The 8,263-nt window shown below is 41.1% G+C and carries 9 protein-coding genes and 1 pseudogene; 5 read left to right on the top strand and 5 right to left on the bottom strand.

Translation table 11 applies throughout. The features are described 5' to 3' along the window. Nucleotides 1-137: 137 nt before the first annotated feature. Nucleotides 138-1,336: pseudogene (locus tag B3143_RS09295) on the top strand (CynX/NimT family MFS transporter). A 40-nt stretch (nt 1,337-1,376) separates the two neighbouring features. On the opposite strand, the gene gshB reads toward B3143_RS09295, so the two are convergent. Next, complete coding sequence (gene gshB, locus B3143_RS09290) at nt 1,377-2,324, bottom strand: glutathione synthase (RefSeq protein WP_286740189.1); 948 nt, start codon at nt 2,322-2,324, stop codon at nt 1,377-1,379. Between the two features lie 130 nt (nt 2,325-2,454). Here gshB and B3143_RS09285 point away from each other — a divergent pair, with 130 nt between their 5' ends. Continuing rightward, nucleotides 2,455-2,649 carry a DUF3565 domain-containing protein gene (locus B3143_RS09285; protein ID WP_286740185.1) on the top strand — a complete coding sequence of 65 codons (195 nt, stop codon included), beginning with the start codon at nt 2,455-2,457 and terminating at the stop codon, nt 2,647-2,649. 144 nt (nt 2,650-2,793) lie between these two features. Here the strand turns inward: B3143_RS09285 and B3143_RS09280 are convergent, their stop codons facing one another. Continuing rightward, on the bottom strand, nt 2,794-3,105 hold the full coding sequence (locus tag B3143_RS09280; protein WP_159124191.1) for a hypothetical protein: 312 nt from the start codon (nt 3,103-3,105) through the stop codon (nt 2,794-2,796). A 423-nt stretch (nt 3,106-3,528) separates the two neighbouring features. Further along, on the bottom strand, nt 3,529-4,179 hold the full coding sequence (pyrE, locus tag B3143_RS09275) for an orotate phosphoribosyltransferase (RefSeq protein WP_286740183.1): 651 nt from the start codon (nt 4,177-4,179) through the stop codon (nt 3,529-3,531). Between the two features lie 41 nt (nt 4,180-4,220). Here pyrE and B3143_RS09270 point away from each other — a divergent pair, with 41 nt between their 5' ends. Both B3143_RS09270 and B3143_RS09265 read left to right on the top strand, forming a co-directional pair. Beyond that, nucleotides 4,221-5,039: an exodeoxyribonuclease III gene (locus tag B3143_RS09270; RefSeq protein ID WP_286740191.1), complete on the top strand. Its 819-nt coding sequence runs from the start codon at nt 4,221-4,223 to the stop codon at nt 5,037-5,039. Between the two features lie 469 nt (nt 5,040-5,508). Then, nucleotides 5,509-5,859, top strand: coding sequence for a Spx/MgsR family RNA polymerase-binding regulatory protein (locus tag B3143_RS09265; RefSeq protein ID WP_159124193.1), 351 nt, complete (start codon nt 5,509-5,511; stop codon nt 5,857-5,859). 87 nt (nt 5,860-5,946) lie between these two features. Here B3143_RS09265 and B3143_RS09260 read toward each other — a convergent pair whose 3' ends face one another. After that, on the bottom strand, nt 5,947-6,384 hold the full coding sequence (locus B3143_RS09260) for a DUF2147 domain-containing protein (RefSeq protein WP_004781465.1): 438 nt from the start codon (nt 6,382-6,384) through the stop codon (nt 5,947-5,949). Nucleotides 6,385-6,539: 155 nt separating this feature from the next. On the opposite strand from B3143_RS09260, the gene B3143_RS09255 reads away from it, so the two are divergent. Beyond that, the gene (locus tag B3143_RS09255; RefSeq protein ID WP_286740180.1) at nt 6,540-7,451 is read left to right on the top strand and encodes an alpha/beta hydrolase; all 912 of its coding nucleotides are present in this window, start codon (nt 6,540-6,542) and stop codon (nt 7,449-7,451) included. 71 nt (nt 7,452-7,522) lie between these two features. Here the strand turns inward: B3143_RS09255 and B3143_RS09250 are convergent, their stop codons facing one another. After that, a complete protein-coding gene (locus B3143_RS09250; protein ID WP_286740179.1) occupies nt 7,523-8,092 on the bottom strand; it encodes an FMN-dependent NADH-azoreductase in 570 nt (189 codons plus the stop codon). Nucleotides 8,093-8,263 lie beyond the last annotated feature (171 nt).

Below are 8,263 nucleotides of genomic sequence, written 5' to 3'. Positions count from 1 at the left end.
TAATAGTGCGTAAGTCCTATCCTATTAACTTATGCCTAAATCATATAAATCTGAATAAAATTTTATGTTATCCCTATATCCATATAAATTTTTTCAAATTGATCCGCCTATTCCTTAACTGGATTCAAGCATTATAGATGTCAAAAATATCAATACGTGATCTATGGATTATTTTAGCCGGTTATCTGGCGGCCATGCATGTCGGTAAACTGTCTGCTGTTATTCCCATTCTGCAACAGGATTTAGGCTTAAGTTTTATGCAAGCCGGGTTTTCCCTGTCTTTAGTACAAGGGGCCGGGATACTATTTGCCCTTTGTATTGGTGCTTTCTCGGAAAAAGTAGGTTTAAAGCGCTGCCTGATTTTGGCATTAATCATTTTAGGACTGAGCAGTATCGCTGGCCTCTGGATTCAGCATGCCACAGCCTTATATTTCTTCCGCTTTACTGAAGGGATTGGATTTTTAACTATTTCCTTGTGTGCGCCTGCAATTTTAAAACGGATCAGCCGGCCTGAAACACTGAATTTTAAAATGGGACTCTGGAGTTCCTATATGGGCGTGGGTGTCAGTCTGGCTGTTTTTAGTATTCCTGTTTTACTCGAATACCTGAACTGGCAAAATATTTGGGCCATTCTTGGCAGTCTATGCTTGGTCATTGCAGGCATCATTAAACGATACCTACAAATAGATTCAGCGGCATTTGTGTCCAACACGACGACTCAACCAGTACCGTCAAATACTTCATTCTGGCAGATTGTCAAAGTTACCCTCACCCATCCCCCCATTCTGTGTTTAGCTATTATTTTTGCCTGTTATACCAGTCAGTGGATTACCGTGACCGGGTTCCTGCCCAGCATGTATGTTGAACACGGTATTGATTTAAAAGTTGCAGGCGTTCTGGTTTCAATCGTGGTACTTGCTAATCTGGGCGGAACTTTTGGTGCAGGTATGTTGTTACAACGTGGCTGGAAACCCAAGACGCTATTCAGCACCGGATTTATAGCCATGCTATGTAGCAGTTTTCTGGCGTTTGCAGTTAGCTCATGGCTCATGTTCGAATTACAGTTTATAAGTGCTGTACTGTTTTCACTGATTGGTGGAATCATCCCGACCACCGTTTTTGCCATTACTTTGCAGCATGCCCCGCGTGCCAATGCCGCAGCAGCCAGTGTCGGTCTGGTTTTACAGCTTTCAGCCTGTGCTCAATTTTCTGTGCCGCCTTTGAGCGCAGCACTGGTTTCGACCACACAGAATTGGGCTTATATCGCGGCCGTTCCAGCCTTTCTATATTAGGAATCTTAACGACCTTGCTTTTATTCAAGCGTTATGCCCAATAAAAAAGAGCCTTAGATGAGACTCTTTTTTATTATTGAAAGCTTAGGCTTGACCCAGACCGGCTTCCAGTACATCAAACAGATCATCTGCAATGGAGGTACCAAACTGGGTATCAATTTCACGGATACAGGTTGGACTGGTGACATTAATTTCAGTGACATAATTGCCAATCACATCCAGACCGACAAATACCAGACCTTTTTCTCTGAGATAAGGACCCACTTGCGCTGCAATAGCTCTATCATTCTCAGTTAATGGACGCGCTTGGCCTAAACCACCTGCTGCCAGATTGCCACGCACTTCACCATTTTGCGGAATACGGGCCAGACAATACGGCACAGGTTCGCCATTGATCATCAGGATGCGCTTATCCCCTTCTACAATTTCAGGAATATAACGTTGTGCCATAATCGGCTGGTTACCATTGTTGGTCAGAATTTCAATGGTTGAGCCAATATTGATACCATCCTGATAGAGACGGAAAATTCCGGTGCCGCCCATACCATCCAGTGGTTTTACAATGACATCGACATGCTCTTTTAAAAATTCACGGATCAGGCTTTGTTGCGACGTTACCAAAGTCGGAACTTGCAGATGCGGGAACTGAGTAGCAAACAGCTTTTCATTGCAGTCGCGCAGGCTTTGCGGTTTGTTGATAATCCATGCCCCTTCACGTTCTGCCTGTTCCAGAATATAAGTGGTATAAACAAAGTTCATATCGAATGGCGGATCTTTACGCATCAGCACCACGTCATAAGCCGCAATCGACTCTTTTTTCTTTTCACCCAGTTCGTAGTAATGGTTATAGTCTTCAAATACCTGCAAAGGCGAGATCAGACCAAAGGCCTTACCTTGGCCGATATATAAATCTTGCTGTAATGCATAACCGAGTTCATGTCCACGGCGTGCAGCTGCCCATAACATGGCCATGGTTGAATCTTTTTTCAGGTTTACATTTTCGATGGGATCCATCACAACAAGTACGCGCATGTCTCTGTGCTCTTTCTTAAAAATACATTAGCAAGGAGTATAGCCTGTGCAGTTTCTTTTGTTTATGGTGATTTTGCATGACTAATTTTGTATAAATGCTTAAATACTTTAATCAACAAGAGCACTTATCATGCAGCAGGCAATTGTCGGCTTTCATCTGGATGAAGAAAATCATTGGGTCGCTGAACTGGCCTGTGGCCATGGTCAGCATGTGCGGCATAATCCCCCTTGGCAAAACCGTCCCTGGGTCATGACTGAACAAGGCCGCAAAGAAAAACTAGGCGTCTTATTGGACTGCAAAAAATGTGAAATACATGAGGATTAATATCTTCTAAATCAACATAGTATATATACTCACCCTAAGTATTTTGTCTTCTTTATAAAATTGATTAAAAAACCTGAATAAAAATAATAATACCTTGCTTATAAAGGTATTATATTTTTTGATAAATGCACTTAATTTTATGATTTAACGATTATTTTTTGAAATCATGGTTCCCAGCATAATAATAAAGGTACTGACTCCGCCAATCAGTAAGCTCATTAGGGCAATTTCCAAGGTAATTTTATGATGCCAGCTCTGATCAGGAATCCAGGGCAAATTCAGATTTTCACCAAAGATAAAGTTAATAGTACATATGATCAGAAAGCCGATTGTTGTAGAGATCAGTAAAGTCACCACCAGGTTTTTCCACATCTTGTAGCCCACCAGCATGACAATAATGGCCAAACCTACCACCGTTATAATCGATATAAATAAAACACTGTTCCAGTAATCCATTCCTAGTACTCTTATTTTAAATCAATTAAAATTATGAAATTCTTATAATTAATTACTTAATGTTTATTTTAATATAGGCGGATTACAATTTGTAAACAATGACCATAACTATCTTATTCATTTTATTTGTAAAGAGACTTTATGAGGTTTAATTCATGCTTTAATGAGTTTCTTTTAAAAATATTGTTCTTTTTAGATAAAATAATTTTGATCAAGATTTATATATTGAGAAGAATATTTATATAAAATTTAATTTTGAAGAAGATAATATAACTTATCAAATTTAAAGTTTATCTAGATCAAAATTTCTATCTTATTATTTATATTTCTTTTAAATACAGTCGCCTGAACAGAATTTTTCTTCCCATAAAAAGTAAAGCCTTAGATTACTAAGGCTTTACTTTTTATCTGGTGAATCAGATTTTAGATTCCGTATTTCACACGATAAGCTTCCATTTTCGCCAATGCTTCGCTATCGCCTTTTGCATCTAGGTAATTCATTAAATCTTTCATGGTAATTAGTGCATGTACTGGAATTTCCAGCTCTTTTTGCACTTCCTGAATAGCAGATAATTCACCTTGGCCTTTTTCCTGACGATCAAGAGCAACCAGTACACCGGCAATTTGCGCACCGGCATTTTTCAGGATGGTGACCACTTCACGAATCGCAGTACCCGCGGTGATGACATCATCAATGATCCAGACTTTTTTCCCTTCCACTGAAGCACCTACCAGCACACCACCTTCACCGTGATCTTTGGCTTCTTTGCGGTTAAAGCCCCATGGCACGCTTACGCCATGATTTTGAGACAATGCCACTGCTGTAGCCGCTACAAAAGGAATGCCTTTGTATGCTGGTCCAAAAATCACTTCAACATTGTCACATTCAGTTAATTTTGCAGCATAGCCAGAAGCCAGTAGTGACAAGGCTTCACCGTCATTGAGCAAACCAGCATTAAAAAAATAAGGACTCACACGTCCTGATTTTAAAGTAAACTCACCAAATTTAAGCACACCACGTGATAATGCGAGTTCGATAAAAGCTTGCGGGTTAAACTGAGCTGGCGTTGGCATGAGGTGCTCCTAAATCCATTAATTAAGGGTAAGACTTGCGCATGATACCAAAGAGTAGCTATCCAGGTGATCAAAAAATTCTTCGTGTCGTTTCAATTAATGTCAACGGTTTACGTTCTTCTGTCAGCAAGGGCTTGCTGGAGTGGATCGAACAGTCTGATGCCGATGTGATCTGCATGCAGGAAAGCCGGATTACCCATGCGCAGTGGACTGACAAATTTAAGCCTGAAGGCTGGTATAGCCACCTGTTCCCTGCCGAGCGTCCAGGTTATGCCGGTACAGCGATTTATAGCCGTCTGCCTTTCGTTTCGATTACCGATGGTCTGGGTTTTGAATTGGCCGATTCTCAAGGCCGTTTTATCTCGGCAGAATTTGATTTGGGTCTGGAAAAAACAGCACATATTTGTTCGCTGTATTTACCTTCAGGTTCTTCGGGCGATGAAGCGCAGGCACGTAAAGATCACTTTCTGGAAGAGTATAAAAAGATCCTGAAACAATGGCGCGATGAAGACAAATCCATAATTGTCTGTGGTGATTACAACATCGTGCATAAACGCATCGATATTAAAAACTGGTCCGGTAACCAGAAAGCATCAGGCTGCTTGCCACATGAACGTGCCTGGTTAGATCATATTTATGATGAGTTGGGTTATGTCGATACATTCCGCGAAGTTCGTAAAGAAGCCGAACTGTATTCCTGGTGGTCAAATCGTGGACAAGCCCGCGCCAAGAACGTGGGCTGGCGGATTGACTATCAGGCTTGCTCACCGGACTGGAAAGACCGTACTGTAAATGCCTGGGTCTATAAAGATGAATGGTTTAGTGACCATGCACCCGTGATTATTGACTATAAAATCTAAAACTGACCGAAAGATTGAGTGAACAATCGTTCACTCAATTAAGGTTTATTACCTACACTACATGACGTATTTTCAGGTTTATCTTCAGACCCTAATAGCGCATGATACTCACACGGCACAGGGATATGTCAGGATGACACTATAAGGACAGGACGCCGTAGGAAGAAAATAAAACAAACTATCAGATTTAGCTTGTTTTTCATGGATGTGACAACGGACGTTGTATTGAGACCCGCATAATCAGGATGATTAGATGCGGGTTTTCTCATTTCAGTACCTTCATTTTTTTCTTATTCTTAAACTTTACCATTTACTTTTTAATACCCATTCTGCTCTTAAACGATGTCAATCGAATGACATGTCTTTTAAATATTGCTTAAAAACAAGCTTCTTGGAAGCACATAGGCGATCGGCATAAATTCAGCTAAGCTAAGCCATCAATAAATAAACTGTTTGGGATACAGCGAGCATGCTCAAGATTTATGGCATTAAAAACTGCAATTCAATGAAAAAAGCTTTTGATTTACTTAATGAATTGGGACTGGCTTACGAATTTCATGATTATAAAAAACAGGGGATCGACGCGGATACGGTTAAAACCTGGTTGGATGCTTTAGGCCAAGATGTGGTACTGAACAAGAAAGGCACTACCTGGCGTAAACTCACTGCAGAAGAACAGGAAAATGCGCTTGCCAGTGAAGATAATCTGATTACCGCCTTAACTACTCATACCAGCTTAATCAAACGTCCGGTATTACAGACTGCAACTGGTTTTATCGCTGGTTTTGATGAAGCCGCTTATCAAAAGCTAAAAGACTAATCATTCCAGATGAACTGGAAGAATAAAAAAAGCCTGATAGAGGTCAGGCTTTTTTTATGGTAGTTTTTAGAGAACGGTCATGATCCATTATTTGGCACGAATCCATGTCTGGTTACGACCTAAAGCAGACACGCCGATATAACCGCGCAGCTCAAGCTTCTTACCACCATCTGTCAGGTTACCTTTCAGCTTATAAGTTTTACCAGATTTTGGATCTAGGATCGAACCACTGTCATAGCTGGTTCCACCTGTATTTTTCAGGCCTTTCACAATCGTTAAACCTTTCAGCGATTTATTGTGATATGGACCTTCGCATTTTGTACAAGCATTTTCTTCACCTGGTGTTAATACCGACTGGATGCTTGCAGACAATGTCCCATTTTTTTGCTCAGTAAATTTTACTATAGCCTTTGGTTGTTTGGTTTCGTCGTCAATCGTTTTCCAAACAGTACCATTTAAAGGATCTGCAGCATTAGCCAGCGCAGATAAGCCGAGTAGTCCTAACATTAGCGTAATTTTTTTCATTTTTCTTCATTTCCCTAGTCTGAGATAGACCGATGTAGTATTAAAAAGTCACAACAATTTTGCAATTTTTACCTGTGACTATTTAGTGTAACCTTGTAAATATTGTTGGTAAATAATCCACATAATCAATAAAAGCAGAAAAAGATGGAAAGAAGATGAAGATGAGCCCCGTGACGAAACAATTAATTACAGAAAGTCTTTTAAAAGCGACCATCCGTGCGCCTAGTCGGTTCAATCTTCCTCCAAGCTCCTTACGGGTCGCACTGGAGCAGATGTGCAAGATTTTTCCGCAAGATAAGTCCGTACAAATCCGTTCGCTCCGGCTGGCAGGTGTACATGCCGAGGAAATCAAACCACAGCAGGAATCCAGCCAGCTGATTTTCCATATTCATGGTGGTGCTTTTTATCTCGGTTCCTTAAATACCCATCGTGCCTTTATGACCCAGATTGCCGCTCGCACCCAGATGCAGGTGCTGCATATTGATTATCCTCTGGCTCCTGAATCTGCTTATCCTGAACCTTTGGAGGCCCTATTTGATGTCTATAATCTGTTATTAGATCAGGGCATTCAGGCTAAGGATATTATTCTGTCCGGAGATTCGTGTGGTGCTAATCTAGCGTTGGCATTGGCACTCAAGTTACAGCAGGAAGACCTACCACAGGTGAGTGGACTGATTCTACTTTCCCCTTTCCTTGATCTGACCCTGACTAGTGAATCACTACGCTATAATCAGAAACATGATGCCCTGCTGTCGATTGAAACCCTGAAAACCGGGATTCAGTATTATGTACCGAGTGCAATGGATCGTGGCGATCCGGAAATTTCCCCATTTTTTGCCGATCTCAGTGGTTTGCCACCGATGCATATACAGGTGGGATCTAAAGAAATCCTGCTGGATGATGCCACACGCTTCAAGGAAAAAGCGGAACAGGCTGGTGTCGAGGTTGAATTCAAGATATATACCGGCATGTGGCATAATTTTCAGATGTTTAGTGCCTGGTTTGAAGAGGCCCGACAAGCGCTGGCGGATCTTTCAGAATTTGCTCATCGTCTAGATCAAGACTAGAAATTTAAAAGAAGCCATAAAAAAGGTCAGCGATTGCTGACCTTTTCTGTTCATTGATTATCTATCACTTTTTAGATCTGGCTGACCTGCGCCATCGCAGTTTCAATTGCCTGCTGTTTCGCTACATCACCCATATTGACGCCTTCAGCACGAATTACTTGCACATCAGTTACGCCAGTAAAGTTAAATACAGTTTTCAGGAAAGCTTCCTGGAAATCGACTGGGCTTTGTTCGCCATAAACACCACCGCGGCTACTGGCAATATAGACTTTCTTTTCACCTGCCAGACCCACTGGGCCATTTTCTGTATATTTAAAGGTACGTCCCGCCACACTAATGCGGTCAATCCAGGCTTTTAAGGTAGAAGGTAGGCCGAAGTTATACATAGCGGCCCCAACTACCACGATATCCGCCTGTAAGTACTGCTGTAAAATCTGTTCACCTAAAGCCGCCTGCTCAAGATTCTGACCCATCAAAATTTCAGCAGTTAAATGTGGAATCGGCTGTGCAGCCAAGTCCAGATATTCGAGCTCAACTGCTTCACCATGTTTCTGTTGAAGCTGTCCCACAATAGCTTGAGTCAACTGACGGGAAATAGAGGCATCGCCTAAAATACTGGAATCGATCTGTAAAATTTTCATTGCTTAATTTGGTCCGTTCATTGTTCGGGAATAGACATAGCTTAATAAATTTTAAATAATGAAATAATGGGTTTAAATAAAACACTTCATTGCGTATTTAGAACAATAGATTCCCAGCTTAATTTTTCTCCTTTTTTTTAATTTTTGATAAATATAGGACTTACGCATTGA

The organism is Acinetobacter sp. UBA1496, from assembly GCF_002324975.1.
GTDB classification, from domain to species: Bacteria; Pseudomonadota; Gammaproteobacteria; order Pseudomonadales; family Moraxellaceae; genus Acinetobacter; species Acinetobacter variabilis.
Note: the sequence above shows the minus strand (reverse complement) of the source record. Positions and strands in the feature narration are given on the sequence as shown.

Excerpts from the sequence above, each read along its gene's own strand:
- gshB (WP_286740189.1), bottom strand. The coding sequence starts at position 2,324 with ATGCGCGTACTTGTTGTGATGGATCCCATCGAAAATGTAAACCTGAAA.
- B3143_RS09285 (WP_286740185.1), top strand. The coding sequence starts at position 2,455 with ATGCAGCAGGCAATTGTCGGCTTTCATCTGGATGAAGAAAATCATTGG.
- B3143_RS09280 (WP_159124191.1), bottom strand. The coding sequence starts at position 3,105 with ATGGATTACTGGAACAGTGTTTTATTTATATCGATTATAACGGTGGTA.
- pyrE (WP_286740183.1), bottom strand. The coding sequence starts at position 4,179 with ATGCCAACGCCAGCTCAGTTTAACCCGCAAGCTTTTATCGAACTCGCA.
- B3143_RS09270 (WP_286740191.1), top strand. The coding sequence starts at position 4,221 with ATGATACCAAAGAGTAGCTATCCAGGTGATCAAAAAATTCTTCGTGTC.
- B3143_RS09265 (WP_159124193.1), top strand. The coding sequence starts at position 5,509 with ATGCTCAAGATTTATGGCATTAAAAACTGCAATTCAATGAAAAAAGCT.
- B3143_RS09260 (WP_004781465.1), bottom strand. The coding sequence starts at position 6,384 with ATGAAAAAAATTACGCTAATGTTAGGACTACTCGGCTTATCTGCGCTG.
- B3143_RS09255 (WP_286740180.1), top strand. The coding sequence starts at position 6,540 with ATGAAGATGAGCCCCGTGACGAAACAATTAATTACAGAAAGTCTTTTA.
- B3143_RS09250 (WP_286740179.1), bottom strand. The coding sequence starts at position 8,092 with ATGAAAATTTTACAGATCGATTCCAGTATTTTAGGCGATGCCTCTATT.